This is a genomic window from Desulfovibrio inopinatus DSM 10711 (assembly GCF_000429305.1).
GTDB lineage: Bacteria > Desulfobacterota > Desulfovibrionia > Desulfovibrionales > Desulfovibrionaceae > Alteridesulfovibrio > Alteridesulfovibrio inopinatus.
This window is the reverse complement of the sequence record NZ_KE386883.1, coordinates 46,596-64,169: the sequence shown is the minus strand read 5'-3', so window position 1 is coordinate 64,169 and position 17,574 is coordinate 46,596. Positions and strand designations below refer to the sequence as shown.

General features: G+C 44.9%; 16 protein-coding genes. 9 read left to right on the top strand and 7 right to left on the bottom strand.

All coding sequences use genetic code 11. The features are described from left to right. From G451_RS0126295 to G451_RS0126250, 9 genes are all read left to right on the top strand, one after another. Positions 1 to 527: RNA-guided endonuclease InsQ/TnpB family protein (locus tag G451_RS0126295; RefSeq protein WP_027186566.1), on the top strand; the 527-nt coding region annotated here is incomplete at its 5' end. A 195-nt stretch (positions 528 to 722) separates the two neighbouring features. Next, positions 723 to 1,451 carry a winged helix-turn-helix transcriptional regulator gene (locus tag G451_RS0126290; protein ID WP_245587880.1) on the top strand — a complete coding sequence of 243 codons (729 nt, stop codon included), beginning with the start codon at positions 723 to 725 and terminating at the stop codon, positions 1,449 to 1,451. Then, positions 1,448 to 2,584 (top strand): N-acetylneuraminate synthase family protein, encoded by a 1,137-nt coding sequence (locus G451_RS31920; RefSeq protein WP_084448817.1) that lies wholly within the window; start codon positions 1,448 to 1,450, stop codon positions 2,582 to 2,584. Before G451_RS0126290 ends, G451_RS31920 begins: the two co-directional genes overlap by 4 nt. 17 nt (positions 2,585 to 2,601) lie before the next feature. Further along, positions 2,602 to 3,561, top strand: coding sequence for a glycosyltransferase (locus G451_RS0126280; protein ID WP_027186564.1), 960 nt, complete (start codon positions 2,602 to 2,604; stop codon positions 3,559 to 3,561). A gap of 87 nt (positions 3,562 to 3,648) precedes the next feature. Further along, the gene (locus G451_RS0126275) at positions 3,649 to 4,809 is read left to right on the top strand and encodes a class I SAM-dependent methyltransferase (RefSeq protein WP_027186563.1); all 1,161 of its coding nucleotides are present in this window, start codon (positions 3,649 to 3,651) and stop codon (positions 4,807 to 4,809) included. 443 nt (positions 4,810 to 5,252) lie between these two features. After that, on the top strand, positions 5,253 to 6,635 hold the full coding sequence (locus tag G451_RS0126265; protein WP_169727949.1) for a 6-hydroxymethylpterin diphosphokinase MptE-like protein: 1,383 nt from the start codon (positions 5,253 to 5,255) through the stop codon (positions 6,633 to 6,635). Between the two features lie 223 nt (positions 6,636 to 6,858). Then, positions 6,859 to 8,055 carry a CDP-glycerol glycerophosphotransferase family protein gene (locus G451_RS0126260; protein WP_245587879.1) on the top strand — a complete coding sequence of 399 codons (1,197 nt, stop codon included), beginning with the start codon at positions 6,859 to 6,861 and terminating at the stop codon, positions 8,053 to 8,055. After that, positions 8,052 to 8,723 (top strand): phosphocholine cytidylyltransferase family protein, encoded by a 672-nt coding sequence (locus G451_RS0126255; protein ID WP_027186559.1) that lies wholly within the window; start codon positions 8,052 to 8,054, stop codon positions 8,721 to 8,723. The genes G451_RS0126260 and G451_RS0126255 overlap by 4 nt, the downstream gene beginning before the upstream one ends. A 201-nt stretch (positions 8,724 to 8,924) precedes the next feature. Next, positions 8,925 to 9,482, top strand: a complete 558-nt coding sequence (locus tag G451_RS0126250; protein WP_027186558.1) for a recombinase family protein — start codon at positions 8,925 to 8,927, stop codon at positions 9,480 to 9,482. A gap of 40 nt (positions 9,483 to 9,522) precedes the next feature. Here the strand turns inward: G451_RS0126250 and G451_RS0126245 are convergent, their stop codons facing one another. The 7 genes from G451_RS0126245 to G451_RS0126215 form a co-directional block, all read right to left on the bottom strand. After that, a complete protein-coding gene (locus G451_RS0126245) occupies positions 9,523 to 10,830 on the bottom strand; it encodes a sulfotransferase family 2 domain-containing protein (RefSeq protein WP_027186557.1) in 1,308 nt (435 codons plus the stop codon). A 159-nt stretch (positions 10,831 to 10,989) separates the two neighbouring features. After that, positions 10,990 to 12,183, bottom strand: a complete 1,194-nt coding sequence (locus G451_RS33470) for an acylneuraminate cytidylyltransferase family protein (protein WP_051261941.1) — start codon at positions 12,181 to 12,183, stop codon at positions 10,990 to 10,992. An 18-nt stretch (positions 12,184 to 12,201) separates the two neighbouring features. Next, positions 12,202 to 12,699: a hypothetical protein gene (locus G451_RS0126235; protein ID WP_027186556.1), complete on the bottom strand. Its 498-nt coding sequence runs from the start codon at positions 12,697 to 12,699 to the stop codon at positions 12,202 to 12,204. Further along, complete coding sequence (locus G451_RS33465) at positions 12,692 to 13,411, bottom strand: acylneuraminate cytidylyltransferase family protein (protein WP_051261940.1); 720 nt, start codon at positions 13,409 to 13,411, stop codon at positions 12,692 to 12,694. Before G451_RS33465 ends, G451_RS0126235 begins: the two co-directional genes overlap by 8 nt. Positions 13,412 to 13,476: 65 nt before the next feature. Then, a complete protein-coding gene (locus G451_RS0126225; RefSeq protein WP_156921836.1) occupies positions 13,477 to 14,697 on the bottom strand; it encodes a glycosyltransferase family protein in 1,221 nt (406 codons plus the stop codon). Between the two features lie 59 nt (positions 14,698 to 14,756). After that, positions 14,757 to 16,088 (bottom strand): radical SAM protein, encoded by a 1,332-nt coding sequence (locus tag G451_RS0126220; protein ID WP_027186554.1) that lies wholly within the window; start codon positions 16,086 to 16,088, stop codon positions 14,757 to 14,759. Positions 16,089 to 16,106: 18 nt separating this feature from the next. Beyond that, positions 16,107 to 17,510: a nucleoside-diphosphate sugar epimerase/dehydratase gene (locus G451_RS0126215; protein WP_027186553.1), complete on the bottom strand. Its 1,404-nt coding sequence runs from the start codon at positions 17,508 to 17,510 to the stop codon at positions 16,107 to 16,109. Positions 17,511 to 17,574: the final 64 nt, after the last annotated feature.

Sequence of the window (17,574 nt, the reverse complement as noted above, 5' to 3'; positions counted from 1 at the left end):
CATCGAACTGGAAGAAACAGAAACTTCACGTGTCAAATCTCCATATTCGTATTGCTGACGCAAGGAATGACTACTTGCACAAAATCAGTACTGCAATAAGCAAAAATCACGCGGTTGTTGTACTGGAAGATTTGCGAGTAGTGAATATGAGCAAGTCGGCAAGGGGAACTCTGGAGGAGCCAGGATGCAATGTTTCTGCGAAATCTGGGTTGAATAAGGCGATTCTTGACCAAGGTTGGTTTTCTTTTCGTACCATGCTTGAGTACAAAGAAACTTGGCTCGGCGGTCGGGTTGTGATCATAAACCCCCAAAATACGTCAAGAACGTGCCCGAAATGCGGACACACATCAAAAAACAACAGAAAGACTCAAGCGAACTTCGCTTGTGTTGAATGCGGCTACACTGCGAATGCAGATTTTGTGGGCGCTTTGAATATTTTGGCGGCTGGGCAAGCCGTGTCAGCCTGTGGAGTGGGAAAGGCTCAAGCGCCCACTTTGAAGCAGGAACCCGCCAAAAAAGCCGTTTAACGACTCTGTTTGGAATCCTCGGCCTTCAGGACGGGGAGGATGTCAAGCACGCCCTACTTTACGATTGTTTGTTCCACATGACGTCAGGCGATGGTTTTTTCTCCATGCAAGAAATATTTTTATGGACTAAAGTAATGGAGACCTTTAGCCGATAAGTGTTCATTCGGTGAACAAACAATTCCCGAAGGAGAAGGTATGCCTGATGATACTCAAGAAATAGCCACTCAGTCTGTTATTCCAGGGAATTACGCTGTGGGTGGGTATAATCAAGAAGATTCCTGGTGCGCATCGAATGAACAGCATGTAAACATGCACGCCCTACGAACACGGTACTACGCTCCCAGCAAAGATGCACGCGTTCTTGGGATTCTTGATGCGCTCTCGCAAGATTCCGAAATTTCTCAGCGTGATATTGCCCGTCGTTTGGGCATTAGCGGCGCTTTGGTCAATCAACATCTTCACGAATTGGCCTCTCGACATTTGCTGCAATTTGAAGCGCTTAACGGCAAAAGCTATCGCTATAGCCTGACCCCGGACGGGGAACGTCTTCGGAAGGAGATGGAGGCTATTTATGCAACCGAAGCTGTACATATTTATACGGCACTTAAATCTCGAATTCGCAAACGACTTGAATATTTAGTGAAAAAATCTCTTTTTCGAGTCGTGTTTTTCGGTGCATCGGAAACATGTGAAGTTGCCCTGTCTGCCAGTGCCAATTTGCCATTAAAAGTCATCGCCCTCGTTGATAGTGACCCGCATAAGCAGGGGACTCTTTTTCATGGCTATGTGCTGTCTCCGCCTCAGATTTTGGAGACTGTCGCGTGTGATGCCGTGTTAATTACTTCTTTTGGGCGGCAGCAAGAAATCAGCGAACAATTAGCTCCCTTGTGTCGTGCCACAGGGGTGGAGATGGTGAGCTTATGAGTATTGGAAAAATCATACAACTGGCTAACGGTCGTCGTATTGGTGCCGGAGAACCGTGTTTTATCGTCGCGGAAATCGGCAACAACCATCAGGGCGAGCTTGCTATCGCAAAAGAAATGGTTCACGCCGCGCATAAGGCGGGAGCCTCTGCCGTCAAATTTCAAAAACGCGATACAGAAGCGTTGTTCACTCGCGCCGGACGCGACGCTCCTTATGGTGGCCCCAATAGTTTCGGTTCCACGTATGGCCAGCATCGCAATGCCTTGGAACTCGATATGCCCGCCATGGCAGAGTTAAAAGAGTTGTCCGAATCGCTGGGTATGGTTTTCTTTGCTTCCGCCTGGGACGATGTCAGCGTGCGGAATATGCTTGATCTGAATATCGAGCTTTTCAAAATCGCGTCAGCCGATTTGGTCAATATTCCTATGCTGCGTCAAATTGGCAAAAAAGGTGTTCCTGTCGTCATGTCCACCGGCATGAGTGATTGGAAAGATATCGATGTCGCTGTCTCCGAAATGCGTCGTTTTCATGATCGTATTGTTTTATTGCATTGCAATAGCTCCTATCCTTGTCCTGATGAATTATTGGGATTGCCGGTCATGACCGCTCTTGCCAATCGTTACGGCCTCCCGACGGGGTATTCAGGACATGAAGCAGGATTAGGCCCCAGTGTTGCCTCTGTTGCCCTTGGCGCCTGCCTGGTTGAACGGCACTTTACCCTCGATTGCCACCAACGCGGCACAGACCACCAGGCATCGCTGGAACCTGACGATTTTGCCGCTATGGTTTCGATGATTCGCCAAGTTGAAGCCGCTATGCTTCTGACTGAAAAGCAGGTGTGCCCGGCAGAACAGGCCAGCGCCTCAAAGCTGAGAAAATCCATTGTATTTACACGAGATTTACCGGCAGGGCATGTGCTGCGTAGCAGTGACATCACCGTGAAATGCCCGGGAACCGGTATTTCTCCCGTGAGCTGGGATGACGTTCTTGGTGCACGATTGTTACGCGGTGTATCCTGTGAAGAGCAGGTTGCGTGGGATATGTTGCAAATAGAGACTGAAATGTCTCATCCGACCGGCACCACCCACAAACTCGCAACGAGGGGTGAAGACACGATTACATTTCGGCCATAGCGGAGGCCACGGAAATTATGCGTATTGTCATGATTACAGAAAACGATCCGGCAGGGGTCTGTTCTTTGTTGCGGCGGGCTTTGACTCGTCACACAGACCACTCTTGCCGGATCGTGACGTTGGAACTGCGCTATAATCATTTGTATGAAAAAGATCTCCATGTTCCATGGCTCGATGACGCAGGCCTTGAAGAACTTGAATCGGTTTTAGACGAGGCCGATGTTTTTCATTTTCACATGCTTGCCGATGAGCATATGCAACTTGGTCCTTTTACCGCCGCGCAATTCCTGGACGACAAGAAACGCATTGTTCACCACCACCACGGACACCATGTCTTTCGGGGCAATCCGGAAATATTTCAAAAGAAATACGCCGACTTGAACCGTAAAAATCTTTTGGTCAGTACTCCGGATCTGTTGTTCAAGCTGCCTGCCGCCCGTTGGCAGCCGAATCTCATTCCCGAACACGATTCGAGATACATGCCGAACCCACGACTTGCGGACGGAAAAATACGTATCGCGCATTCACCAACCCGAAAAGATCTCAAAAATACCGATGATCTTCTCGCGGTGCATGACAAGATTACGTCGGAATTGCCGCATTTTGAATTGGATATGATCGACAACGCCACACACAACGACTGTTTAGCACGTAAACAATCGTGTGATATCGCCTTTGACCACATGCAAGGATATTACGGCATGGCTTCTTTGGAAGCACTTTCCCAAGGACTGCCCACCATTGCCGGCCTCAGTGATCATACGATTGCCCGCATCCGTGAATATTTCGGGTGCGATGATTTGCCATGGGTGATTGCTCGTCATGCCGACGAACTGGAAACCGCGTTGCGTCATCTCGCGCTTGATGATGACGAACGAGAACAGCGCGGTGCAGCGTCACGTCATTTTATGGAAACGGTCTGGACTGAAAAAAGACTGACTACCGATTTGGCGACGTTTTACGAAGAGTTGGCGTAAGAGTATAATAGGGACTGGGTATCTCTTGTTCTTTTTTCAAGCCCATGCAGTCTTTCTGTACCATGTTGATACCAGCGGAGGCGTATTTTGAGTGAAACTCTGACACCATCAGGAGATGCCTACAAGTGGCTTGATGTCGGCATGCTGCAATCGTTAAGCACCGATAAAAAAGTTATTCTGTTTGGTGCCGGGCAAGGAAGTGTTGATTTCCTCACTGCAAATAAAAGTTCTGAAACCCCTTTTTATGTAGAAGCCGTGACGGACAATGATCCTACGATGTGGGGGAAAAAACTTTTCGAAAAACCCATCATACCACCCAGCACGTTGCGTGAGCTGCATAATATTTTTATTATTATAACGACAATATCGGGAAAGGATGCCGTCTCTCTCCAGCTGGAATCAATGGGATACTCCAGAGGGCAGGACTTCATCACCGCAGGCAAGTATCCAGCTAGCTCATTGAGAAACCTGAACCTGTTTTTGAGATATGATGCCGAACATGCGATAACAAAACCGAATAATACAATTTTACACATTGGTCCCGGTGGTTTTCTTGGCCTTGAGTGCTGCCTCTATTCTATGGGACATTCGGTTGTATCTGTCGATGCGAACAGCTTCGGCATGCAATACCCGGACGTCTCGGATTCATATCAACGATATGTTTCGTTTTTTGACGAGTTCATTTCTCAGGAAGGGGCAGATGTAGAAAAAGACAATCTCGCACAACGATTTCATGAGTTATTTATACAAAACGGTTCCACTGTGTTGCTTGATGCTTCAAAAGTGCCGTTTTTTTTCCCTCACCGACTAAGCTCCATTCCCCTTGAAGATGAAAGTGTTGATGTTGTTATTTCGTTCGCCGTGCTCGAGCATGTACGGGATCCAGAGAAATGTATTTCAGAGATTCGTCGAGTTCTCCGGCCTGGAGGATTTTCTTTTCAGAAAATTGTAACCCGAGATCACAGGTCTTTTAGTAACATATCAGGCTATCACGCGTTTAGTTATCTGGAATATACCGAAGAGAAATGGGAGGAAATCAACAGAAATAAATTCTATCAGAATAGAGTATTGCCTCGCGCCTGGAAAAATCTCTTTGCCAATTTTCTAGAAGTACAGCACTTTGAGACACTGTGTAGCTATACGCTCAGTGAACAGCAATGCAGAGAAATACAGAAATTTGATAAAAATGTATTTTTATCTGATCTGAAAGAGTGTGATTGTATTCTTCTTGCACGGAAGCAATCGTAATACTGTGACGTGCTCCTTACCGCTGCATTTTGACCAGAATCTATTTCTTTTTCCGCTACAGTCTCCGCCAACGGACATCACTACGGCAATCTATTCTCCCGTGTTCTGCAACATGCGTGTGTATCTTTGTGTACGTAAGAATGGTTCAGCGAATGTCATTACGGTGGGTATTCCGTGCCTCTTTTGTCAGGGACAATCCGTTGTGGCGTATGAGTTTGTGCAGAGTCCAATACCGCCAGAACACCATATACGCCCAAGTCGGTGCCCAAGAATCTCCAAAGGCAATCGAGGAAGATTGAAAAAAGGAAAATATGTGGAGGAGTGCTCGTGAAGTAGCAACGAGACTTTACTCTGGAGAAAAGCATCTAAAATGCGTACAAGAAAGAACAAAAGAGGCATCAGGGAACACCTTATTCTCGTGTATTCAGCTTCGGAGGTCTGCTTTGGATAGGAATGGGCGTTTAGAAATAAAACTTGAGTCGAATACTCTTGAACTTTTCTTTGGTAATGAAAAGATATTTTCGTGTCGTATGACATTGAAGGCAATTTATAGTGTCATCAATTCTATTGATGCAGCCTTATTATCACAAGGTATTTGGTTTAGAGTAAAAGAAAAAGATTTAAGAAATCCAATTGCGTTTGAACTGTTTATGCACATCATCATGTCGAATATGGTGCATTATGTTTTTCCTCAGTATCACCGCGTGTATCCACACCGTCAAAATATTCGTCTTCAATCCATCGACTCAGAAATAAGCACAATACGAAATACTGAATATATAAATGATATGAATCATTTGTATTCATTACATAATGTACTGCATGGAAAGCCTATCTTTATTGTCATGCCGGGCCCGTCTTTGGATATGAATTTTATTCGAGAAAAGCGCGATTCATGTATTTTACTTGTTGCGGGGCGGGCAGTTGAAAAGATCATTCAAGCCGATATTGTTCCAGATATTATATATGTTCAAGATATTAATGTGGAAGCATGGGATCAATATTTCAATATGCTTGGAGAGAGAAAATTTGATACCATTCTTGTCGCAAACCCAATGGGTGCTATTTATAAATATGCGAAGAATTTTTCACGAGTCTTTAAAGCCTGGAATATGTATCCGTTTGAACGTGATGTTTTTCCAAAAATAGATGAGATCTCCCCAAGTACCTCGTCAGGAGCCTATTCAACGGCACGTCTTCTTGGAGGAAATCCTATTGTATTTATTGGGAATGATTGTGGAAGCAATACTCCCCCTCGAGATGGAAACGGAGTTGAAAGTCAAACCAATTTCCAGTTTACTCAAGAAGGTGAGTATCTGCTTTTTGATCCAACATTTTATTCTCGTTCCATATATATGCGTTTTGCTGATGAATTTTCCGTCATCACAAGCAATCAATATATAGCAGGAATTCAGTGGATTAAATCTAAAATGATGCTCAGTGAGTCTACAGAGCCAATACATGTGTATGACATATCAACAACAGGACTCGTACGATTTAATTCAAAAATTCTCGATGGAAATAATATTGTATATCCGTCAGGAGTATCGATGCCTCCCCTTCCTCGATATGAAACAGATTATGATGTAGTTAAATTTTTGAATAATAAAAAACGAGTGTATGATTTTATTGAAAAGCATATTGCACAAGGAAATACTACAGCATCTCTTTTTAAAAGGCCATTTAGTTGTGTATTGAGAGGAACAAATATGTCAGCATATGATGCGAAAGAATTATATGATGGAGATATTGCTCTTATACAGAAGAATATAGCAATAGTAAAAGAGCACATTGATACAGCAATTTCAGCGATTCAAGGAAAATAAGAATGACATATACAAACCAATAATATGTTATTTTTTCCTCGGTGCTGGGGAGGGCTGTTTGCTTGTACGAATGTGTTACGTGTCAAAATATCTCTGGAACTTTGTGTATTCCTTGGTGTTTATTGTGCATGACTTTTTATGTGATGTGGTTTTCGTCTCGCGTAGCAATCGTTATCTGTTCTGCTGGCAATGCCTCGCGTGATACAGTCCTGAAGGAGAGAACGTGGCAGATATTCGTGATATCATGAAGCGGTTTGATGAAATCGGTAAATCCATGCCGAAACAAGCCAACCTCGTTGTATTTCCTGGGCGTGTCGGTGGCCAGATGATTGATAACGTGAAATATGCGTTTCTGTACTTTGCACGGCATGTTCCTGAAATTGATGGCCGGTTTCTCACGTTTGATCGTGACGAGCATGTTCTTCTGCAAGAGCAGGGGCTACCGTCCGTTCTCTTTGGGAGAGATGATAGTATTGAAGTCTTAGCTCGTGCTGCGCTGATTATTTCTGATGATTTTTGGTGGAAAAATGAAAGTCCTGTATATCCACTGATGCAGCGTGCTCGTACAGTGCAAATTTGGCATGGCGTTCCTCTGAAAGCGATTGGTTTTCCAGAAATAAAGTCATCCAGTAATATGACGCCTGAGAGAGCAGAGTATTTAAAACGAGGATATTCGGGCTACGATGCAGTAATCTCGACATCTCCATTTTGCACGGAACAGGCGTTTTCTCGCGCTTTTGCCGCGCATGATTTCCCCACTCTTGGATATCCACGTAATGATGTGATGTTTCGTGAACCAACACGAGACGATTTGTTCAATGTGGATGTCGAATTGTACGCTGAATTGAAACGATTTCGAAAAAAGGGCGGGAAAACAATTTTTTACATGCCAACGTTTCGTGATGAAGGCTATGATCCATTTCATTGCGGTGCAATAGACTTGGCGGCTCTTTCACATGTTGCAGAAGCAAACAATGCGTATGTTGTTTTGAAATTACATCCGTATGTGAATCTTAATTTCAAAAATTTACCCCCAGCAATTCGTGTTGCATCAAGTCAAAGCGATATTTATCCCCTGATGGGGCAATGCGATGTGTTGCTTACAGACTATTCCTCGATATATTTTGATTTTCTGTTGTTGGATCGACCCATTATTTTTTACCCATTTGATTTCGACAGATATATCACAAAAAATCGTGCGTTGCTGTTTGACTATGATTCGATGACACCAGGAAAGAAAGTCTCAACGTTTCAAGACCTTTTGCGGAGTATCGAAGAGACGCTTGCCGATGCAACGGACTTTTCCGAAGAACGCCAGCAATTGTGCCGTAAGATATTCACACATGTTGATGGAAAGAGCGCTCAACGACTGAATGAATACGTCCAGAGTCACTTCAATATGAAGGAGATTGTCTCATGATTGCAGTTATTCTTGCTGCCGGGGTTGGAAGTCGTCTCGGCCGTCCATTTCCTAAATCGCTTTCCATGCTCCCCACTGGAGAACGTATTCTTGGTCGGCAAATTCGTTTGTTGCGTGAAGCAGGGGTGCAACAGATATACATTGTCATCGGGTTCAAGAAAACGCTGATTATGGAAGAATTTCCCGATGTATTCTATCGATATAATCCTTTTTTTTATATCACCAATACAGCGAAAAGCCTGCTGTGTGGAATAAAAGACATTGATGACGATGTGATTTGGATGAATGGCGATGTCGTCTTTGACGTCGAGATTATACAGGATTTGGTTAAAGACATCGGAAGCTACATCTGCGTCGATAGAAAAAGTGTTGGTGAAGAAGAAGTCAAATATACTATAAATGAAGATGGTCTTATCTCCATGCTGTCAAAGACGGTACCCAATCCTCTTGGAGAGGCGATTGGTATTAATATGGTCACCAAAGAACTTTTACCGTCATTTAAAGATGCACTGAAACAGTGCAGTGATATGGATTATTTCGAATCCGCAGTGGAAATTCTTGCTGCTCAAGGGAAGTTTTTTGCACCAATGGATATTTCACAATACAAGTGCATTGAAGTCGATTTTGAAGAAGATTTGAAAGAAGCGATTAAATTGTTTTCCAAATAAATGACGAGTGCAAGGGCGTTCTTGCTGGAATGCTCGGCATGGCCTCTTTTCAGCGGTCTTTGTGTCAGGTTGAGGTACACTTCAACCTGATGTCAGATGTTTCTGTCAAAAGCGTCAAGATAGGGTTGTCTTTTCTATTTCTTGACTGCTGTCACACGACATCTTAGACTTCTTCCTGACACTTTTGGCGCAGGAGGGAGCGTGCAGGGCCAGCGTATCGGTTATATTCGCGTCAGCAGCATCGACCAGAATCCAGAACGACAACTCGAAAACGTCCATGTGGATAAAGTTTTCACGGACAAGGCGTCGGGCAAGGACACACAACGTCCTCAGCTCGACGCCTTGCTTGATTTTGTGCGCGAGGGCGATACCGTGGTTGTACACAGTATGGACCGCTTGGCGCGTAACGTGGACGACCTGCGCCGCCTGGTGCAAAAACTGACATGTCGCGGCATACGTATCGAGTTCTTGAAGGAGTGCTTGAACTTTACCGGTGAAGATACGCCGATGGCAAATTTAATGCTTTCGGTTATCGGTGCATTTGCCGAATTTGAGCGGGCATTGATTCGCGAGCGCCAGCGTGAAGGAATAGCACTCGCCAAACAGCGCGGAGTCTATCGAGGCCGTAAAAAGGCGCTGACGCCGGATCGCGTGAACGAGCTTCGTCAGCGCGTCGCAACTGGAGAGAAAAAGGCGCAACTGGCCCGTGAATTTGGTATTAGTCGCGAAACCCTCTATCAATATCTTAGAATGAAATAATTGAAGAAGATAATTTTATTTACTGTTTTCACTTGGAATATCAATGCATTGGATACTTGCAGATTTCAAAATCTGTTGCATAGCGTTGATTTACCAGCCTAATAAGCTCAGGGGTATAATACTGAGCAATATAATCCTGGCCTTTCTTTCGTGACCTGTTGTGTTGGGACATGCGAACTGTGGGAACATACTCGGACAAAAAGGTCTGTAAGTGGCTGTTTTCCTCAAGGTGAATAATCTCAGCGTCGAGAAGCACGCCGTCTTCAATGGTGAGGAAATATGCTTGAGACTGGAAATGGCGCTCGGCAATGGCGTCAGGGCAACTTGAGACAAAACGGACGAACGTTTTAAATGAATCATCCCCATAATTTTTCATGAGGGCAGGGGAAAAGTACTGTCCCGGCTTTACTCTGCTGTTGTAGAGCGAGGCCAAGCGAGTATAGGGGTTACGTGTCACAGTGAAGAAATGATGCCCTTTGAAGCGCTCGCCTGTAACATCAGCATGAAAGAGGAGAGAATGCTCCTGCACTTGGTGTTCTTTGCAAGATTCATCGAAAGAGTCTTCAAAATTCGTTCGCAAGAGATCGATGATGGATGAAGATCCACATTTTGGAATTGATAAATATGTTATTCCAAATTTATACATTGATACTATTGATTTAATTTTGCTTGGCTGTTTCCAAACGACAATAGAACCAATTTTCAACTCAGATAAATATACAAGAAGTTTAACCAAGTGTTTTTGGTCGCCCTCAACATCGATCACATTGATGACATCCAAGGAAGCAGAAGAAAGAACCTTGTCTATCTGCGAAAATGATTTGTCTAATATGTTGGTCGCTGCATACATGCCTTCTTCAAGACCCAACCGTACTGAGATTCTTTTTGAAGATTCAACACTTACAGGGAAATTACAGATTAATGTCGATTCTCTTAATGTTTTTATATCAGGAAGTTCATTGTTAAAATGAACGATATTGCTTTCAACTTTCAGAGCAACCTTGCACATTCCAGAATAATACTCGTCGTCTTCGCTGCAATCAGCGTATATACTGAAATTTTCAATTCCTCTCTTTAATAATTCGTTTGAGATTTCTCTAAAATACACTGAAGCGATTAAGATATACTTTCCATAATAACACTGATTAATCTTATCCACATTGATGATTGCTTTTTTACAATGATTTCCACTTTCTTTATACGTATCAACAAAAGCAAGCACCGTTATATCTTGACGTTCACGCTGTATGTGCTCGAATAATTCAGCGCCAGCTCCCCCGGTACCATAAATGAGTACCTCTGCACCGTACGGCATGGACTTAAGGTGATATATTACTTGCCCATTCATTTGGTGTCTCCACATTATTTATTACTCTATTACGCCCTGTCTCTCCGCATCGCATTCCTAAGAATGTTGCAGCGATGTTTCTGGGGCCAGTTCTTCATAGGAACCAGAGTCGAACGTTCTGTCAGGCTCGCCTGTTGAGATAGCACCATCAACATGAAATCACATGGCGGTGCGGGTAATCTCAATACAGAGCTGTTCCAGTTCGTTCGTTACATCCAGAAGTTTTTCTTTGGGCAAGAGCCACATATCCGGGGAATGTCGAGCCAGGTCGTCTAGGCTGGTTCCTGGGGGAAGATACACAAGGGCAGGAACAAAGCGTCGTATTGTGGGGTAGTGTTGTCGTTTTCCACGTATTTCGTTGGGGAGATCAACAAGATAACGCAAATAGCCATGCTCATCTTGTTTCAGCAAGCGAAAGGGGTGAATGTCTTCATCAACATCACATCCTGAAATCACCACATTGCTGCTGCCTTGTGTCGCCTCTGTGAAGGCGCTTACGTCCTCTTCGTCTATAAGAGGGTAATCTTTATGCACCAAAACTTGTGCTTGCTGTGTATTGTCGTTCTTCTGGAAAAGTTTTCCATAAATTGGGACCAGAGAGTCTGACGGTATATCTGGCTGGGGAGCAAAACATGCAGTGTCCAGCAAGTTTTTTTTGGCGGCAATCAATCGAGCCAGCGCCATATCATGAGGGTCATCAAGGTCTATCGTCTCAAGTTGCGTCAGGTGCGATGCAACGGGCCGCCCGAAAATGGGATGTGTGTCGAGATGTATTCGGCACTCTAAGACGATATTGTATGAAAAAAGATTTTGAAAAACGGTAGTACAATCTTTTTGAATTTCCCCATCCCAAAAGGGCGCAACTTTTTTGCCTGTTGTGGGTATCCAGTAGTTTTCCAAGCAGGAAATACACGGGGCCACTCCACGAACATTCATTATGTTGGCGTCGGAGGCCGCTTTTTCAAGGGCAGAATCGAGTCTGCCATGACATCTGAACGGGTGTGTAGGGCTCATGCCGATCATGATCCCCGGTATGGCGCCTTCCTCGCGTTTGAGCCAATCGTATTGAAATTGAAGTGCCTCTTCTAAGGGCGAATCGTCCTCGGCCATCTTCGCCGGTCTCAGAAAAGGAACCTCCGCTCCATGGGCGATACTGACCTGCCGTATCTCTTCATCATCCGTATTGACGAGCACTCTATCCACATATTTGGCATCCAGAGCGGCCTTGATGGTGTGGGCAATGACGGGAAGGCCTTGCAGGTCAAGTAAGGCTTTTCTAGGAAGCCCTTTCGACCCACCCCTGGCCGGAATCCAGGCCATAACAGTTTGTGGTTGTCCATCAACAAAAATCACGTCGTTTTCCCTCGTGGCTCAGTCTTGATCGTGCGCTTGGGTGATGCATTGGATTTGCAGACTTTCTATCTCATCCGTGGCATCAAGGAGTTTTTTTCGTTCAATGACATACATCGTAAGATCGGGATGATGCATTGATTGAGGAAATGCAATGCCTGCCGGGATAAAAAGGAGCGCTGGTATGAAGGTAAAAACATGCGGATATTGTTGTCGTGTTCCTCTGATAGAAGTATCGACGTCCACACAATAGCAGAGTTGCTTACTCTGTGTTTTCCAAAGAAGTCTGTATGGGTGATAATCTAGTTTGACTTTACATCCAGAAACAACGGGAAGAGATGACGTGCATGTTGCTTTTTGAAATTTTTCGATATCATAATGACGTAGCAGTGGATAATCTTGGTGGACAATCATTCTCGGAAAATCACATACAATATACTCACGAAATATTTTACCGAGAAAAATGATTTCCTCTACGTTATCAGAGGCTATATGTTCTTTGTGATGCGTTTCATTCATAGGAGAAAAGGCCTCTTTCTGCAATGATTCTGGCCAAAGTAAAATCTTCAATGGTATCTATATCAATAGCTTCCATTGTCGTTATCTCATATGGATCAGGCATGCTGAATCGACAATCGCTGTATGCATGATATCTATAGTTGAAGATAATATTGAATGCGAAGAGATTGATAAATCGGTCTGCCCTTGGGTTGCACTCCATTTTATTAAAAAGAAATGGTTCTACAAGACCGTTATGCTGTGTCCAATAGTTCTCGCCATGTATTTTACTTCTGATGACACTGCGTACATTACCTACAGTCCTGTCCGCGTAAGCCAGAGCGATGGCGTCATTGATACGATGACGTTTGCGAAAAGGGTACGTTGGACTCATGCCGATACCGATATCGCTTCTAAAATTTTCGTGTTCTTCCAGCCACACATTCATATGGTGGACAACGTGGCCCAGATTTGAATCATCCTGGGCAAGCTCTTGAGGACGTAAAAACGGGACTTCGGCACCAAACTTGAGGCTTACTTCCCTTATTTCTTCATCATCGGTGTTGACGAGAACTTTGTCCACTCCCGTGATTTCGAGTGCCGCCTCGATGGTATAGGCAATAATCGGCTTGCCTCCCAGATTTCGCAAGGCTTTACGGGGGACTCCTTTGGAACCACCGCGGGCTGGAATCCAAGCCAGAACTGTACGATCTTTTCCTTCAAACTGTATCATACATATCACTCGTTTATGGAGACACGTCTTCGCATCAAGAGCGTTATTTGTTTCAACGTGTCAGCTTAGTTGTTCGAATGAAAGAGCTTTTTCTTGCAAACATCCTCATAGTGGGCTGCTAAACGTGGGAAATGCCGTTCCATACTCAGATCGTCTTGTGCCCGTATTACGGCAGCGTAAATACTCTTCCAGTCCTGAGAACGAACAACGTTCCGGAAGTCGGCAATATCTTCTTGAGTCACTCCAAAGCCAATGGAGTGCGTTTTCAGATAGTGGGTGACGTACCCAGTATATTTCGATGAAATAATAGGTAAACCGGCTTCAAGGAAGTTGAAAATCTTTGAACTCATTACATTTCCATGACAGAAAGCCGTTTCAGTCCCTTGTTCAAAATGTTGGTAGTTCCAACCGATATCATGCGTGCATAATGCTTGTGCCAACATGTCATTGGGGATTGCAGTGTTGTAGTGAAAAAGGCTTTCTTCCTGTGCAAGTTGATTATAATGCTCAAATCCGCCTTGTCCAGCGTCGCAGCCATTGTATATCGTAAACTCAAATCCCTGTTTGACGAGAGTTTTTGCTACATCAAATGTTGTTTCGCAGGTCTTATAATCATGTTGCCCTTTGTTTTGCTGGAGTCCTCCAGCAAAAACAGCTCGTACAGGGAATTCATTCTTATTTCGTTTGTTATCACATATCCATTCTTTACAGACATATGACTGAAATTCTATAGCCTTTGGTGTATGTTTATGTTTTTGTGTAAGATGATTGAAGAATAAGGGGGAATCCTTATAAATAATGCCGTCAGCCAGAGTGAAAATATCATGCCATAGAGTGAATTCAAGCTCACTATCAATGATATTGAAGGCATGCTTGTGTGCTTCTCTATCTACGTGATTTCCATCGTCGTACATCAGCTCTCTAAAATCGATGTAGTCTATAATAACAGGAGATTTGGCGTGTCGTAAAAGCTCTGAAAACGGATATGGACTATAGGTTCCTACAAGCGCATGAATTATATCGAAATCATAGTGCTTTGCGAGATAAGGCATTTCATGGACGAAAGGATTTGCAACCCAAAGTGCATCAAAGTAACCTTTGCCTGAAAGGCTTTGTATATCATGTGCTCCGTTGATGTACTGAGCACCTGTCATAAGCACAACGATGGCACCATTTTTTTTCAAATAATACAGTAACTTCAGATAGTTGAATCCGAGGCTGAACGTGGTGACCAGGATGATGGGGGCAGTCGGGGATTGAGCGCGCAAAGCATCAAGTTCACGCATGAATTGCGCGGCGTGCTCCTCGTCGACCGGTTTCAGTTGTCTGCGTGGAAGCGGCATGTTTATTTCTCGGTGGTTGAGAGTAAGTCGGTTGTTCCCACAGCTGGGTGCGGACGGTAAAGAGAGCACTGCGCGCAAGCCCGAGGGCGCTTGCCGTGAAGCCAATCTTCGACAAGAGATTTGTGATATGCACCATAAATATGCTGCTCCTGCGGTTCCATGCCTTGTTTCCAGATGACCAAGTCATCATAGATCGTGTCTAGAAATCGACAGGGACAGAGGCGGAAGGCACCATCAGGAAGCACGGTGATGGAGCTGTTCATGATGAAATCGCATGGGAAGGCATTGGGAGACGGTTTGGTTTTTTTGAGGCGCATTTCACCCAGAAGCGTTTCTTTGTCGAGAGCGCCGGACCAATTGTCAAAGTCTACGCAACCGTCACCAGGATCAAAAAAAATGATGCCGGATTTGAGAAAAGGGAGCAGCTTGAGGAACCCGTCGTCTTTAAAGATTGCTTCTGGTCTTCTATAACTGCGGTGACATAAGTTGATATGTGCCCCTTTGCGCATTCCCGCTTTGATTTCTCCGGCTGAACGCAGTCCATGAAGGATTTTATCGTAGACGTCCACCTGGAAGACGTCTCTGTATGCTTCTCTTGTCAGTCCCGGAATACTGATGGATATGGTATCAAGTTCCTCGATCAGCAACTTCAACAGATCAATATCGTTGCCTAACAAAACGCCATTCGTCGTCATTTTGATGGAACGCATACCGGCTTCTTTGGCATAGCGTATTTTATCGGCAATGCCTGGATCAAGAAGCGTTTCACCTATAAGCGGGCTGAAATCAACGGTCGTTATACCATGTTGACCCATAAAATCGACGGTCTTTTGGAACGTCTGTAGACTCATGACAGAGCGTTTTTCTGTATATTTTTGATACGTGCAGAAAATGCAACGGCAGTTACAGGCGTTTGTAACTGTAATATTCAATTGCTGAAGCGGAATTTTCGATAACGAATCAAAGTGCATGAGAGCGTCATATTGCACTTTGCTTGTTTCTAAAGGATATTTATTTTGACTACATTCAGGAAGAAGGTCGAGATAAACGTAATATGGCAGCGCAATATTCCTCTCCGAAAGTACTTCAACAATTTTATCATATTTATAAGAGCTGATAATGATATAATCGAGACGGTCTTGCTGAAGATCGGCTATATTTCTTAAAGGAATTCCATGGAACATGCCTGAAGGGCGAAATGAATCAACAAAGCAAAGGACATCCAGGTCTGGCCGGTATGCTCGAATGTCGGCCAAGAGTTTTGTTCCTCGGCCACCGGCACCATAGATACAAATTTTTGCCGGGCCAGGAAGTTGCTTGACGTTATGGATCATGCTTTGCCTTTTCGGATATCAATTTTCAGGAGTAATGACTTCACGCAGGGCGGAGAAACAATGGAGCGTAAACAGCTCATGGATTCCCGTTGCAATGGCCACAGGCGCGTCGAGCCGATGCTGTTGCATACGTATTTTCTCAGAAATTTCATGGATAGCGTAGGAAGCCGGAATGATAACTTCAGCCCCGGTTGCAAGACCGCCCTGCAAATCATACACGGTAAGACCGGCAACGGTGCTTCCAACAAGTTTCGGGTTCGAGTCGATGAAGCCAAGAATTTCGCATGTCGGAGCTGTCTCCTGCAAAAAAGCCAGAAGCTGGCGTCCGCGTCCCCCCGCTCCATAAAGTACCACTTTACGTTTATCGCCTAAGTACCGCATGACGGTTTGTTCATCGATCTCTCTGACAGCGATGCTTTGGGCATCGCAAAAAGGGACGACCAACAGCCGCATTGTGATGTTTTTCCATGGGATGGGAAAATTGTCGGACAAAAAACTGCGAGCGAATGGAACGGCAGCGCCTGAAAAGGGAAGAAGACGTTCTGCGGGAAGCGACTCAGCCTGCGACGGCTGACGCAAGAGTTCTTCACCCCATGGAGGTGGCCACGACGCGGGGAGAGGTTCGAACGTCGGATTCTGAATCTCGTCATACGCATCAGCAAGAAATCGTGGGTGAAGATGTTCGAGATCACGTCCTATACGCAGGGTCGCATCGGAACCTTCACCATCGATAAAAAACGTCATCCCTGTGAATTCATTGACCGTTCGCCCGGAAGAGATCATGGAGGCCATGATCTTGTCGTAATCGATGACGTGGCATAGCCCGATGTGGCGTTGCAGGCGAGCGATACGCTCATAGCCTTCTCGCCAGCCATTTGCCCAAAAATGAAGCCAAGAAAATGGATTTGGCCCGTAGTGGTCCAAATGCGACAAGCGCTTGACGAGAATGATGGGAACATCGGGCAATGCTTTGCGCAAACGCATGAGCATGTCAGATACGTTGTCGAAATAGGATGAGAGTGTTCTACCGGTTCGAAGACGGTTGTATTGAAGCGGCCCGACATCCTCTTCAAGTTTTTTGAGAGAAGCGAGTGTTTCGAATCGTCCTTCGGAGTCGGGAATATGAATTTCAGGAGCATCGGCGGGATGCCGCCTATATTCTTGGGGAAAGGTCAGGACGATTTTCTGGGGGCGTAGGCTGACGATATCATCAAGGCTCGGCAACAGATAGAAATGCCCTTTGTTTTGGGCCTTCATCAGTCCGGCATCGCCCAAAACACGACGTATCCGGTCTTTGGCTTTGGACAAGCGATGCGGTCCAAATTTCATGGAAGGGAAAAAAAAGTACTTTGCCTTTTCTCCCCGGGACAGGGAGATGTTGCACAGCATGGAAGCCTGGCAGTTACCGAGAAAAACAATCATTTTGCCTCAATAGGGATAACCGGGGACCGGCGAATGTCTTCACCGGTCCCCGGAGAAGTCTTTC